At 56.1% G+C, this 863-nt stretch carries 1 protein-coding gene; it reads left to right on the forward strand.

Going from position 1 to position 863, the window contains the following annotated elements; translation table 11 throughout:
• Window positions 1-863, forward strand: an 863-nt coding sequence (locus H9X86_RS13165; RefSeq protein ID WP_346011477.1) for a TraG/VirB4 family ATPase, incomplete at both ends; no start/stop codon positions are given.

Genomic DNA, 863 nt, shown 5'->3' on the forward strand with positions numbered 1-863 from the left:
CCAGTTCCGTGGCCAACCTGTACCCTTTCAACTACTCCGGCAAGCTGGACCCCAAGGGCTTCTACATCGGCAAAGACAAATACGGCAGCAACATTCTGGTGGACTTCGATCAGCGAGACGAGGACAAAACCTCCGCCAACATCCTGATCCTGGGCAACTCCGGCCAGGGCAAGTCCTATCTCATGAAGCTGCTCATCCTCAATCTGCTGGAGTCTGGCAAATCTGTCATCTCCCTGGATGCCGAACATGAGCAACAGGAGATGTGCGAGGCGGTGGGTGGCTGCTTTGCCGACCTCATGGCCGGACACTACCTCATCAATGTCCTGGAACCCAAGTGCTGGGACAACAGCGGAGCCCCCAATGCCGACGATGCGCCGGAGCCCTTCCACAAAAACACGTTGCTGGCCCAACACATTTCCTTCCTGAAAGACTTCTTCCGAGCCTACAAGGATTTCAGCGATGCCCACATCGACACCATCGAAATCATGCTCTCCAAGCTGTACCAGAAGTTCGGCATCACCGAGGACACCAACTTTACGCAGATGCACCCGGAAGACTTCCCCATCCTCTCCGACCTCTACGACCTGATAGAGGAGGAGTTTCACAACTATGACGCCAGCCGTCACCCGCTCTACACCGAGAAGCTTCTGCAGGAGGTGCTGCTGGGGCTGCACTCCATGTGCAAGGGCGCCGATGCCCAGTTCTTCAACGGACACACGAACATTACCTCCAGCCGCTTCCTGGTGTTCGGTGTGAAGGGGATGCTCAGTGCGGCGAGAAATGTCCGCAATGCCATGCTCTTCAATGTGTTGTCCTATATGTCTGACAAGCTCCTCACCGAGGGAAATACCGTGGCCGCCCTG

Source organism: Pseudoflavonifractor capillosus (assembly GCF_016902575.1).
GTDB classification, from domain to species: domain Bacteria; phylum Bacillota; class Clostridia; order Oscillospirales; family Oscillospiraceae; genus Enterenecus; species Enterenecus capillosus_A.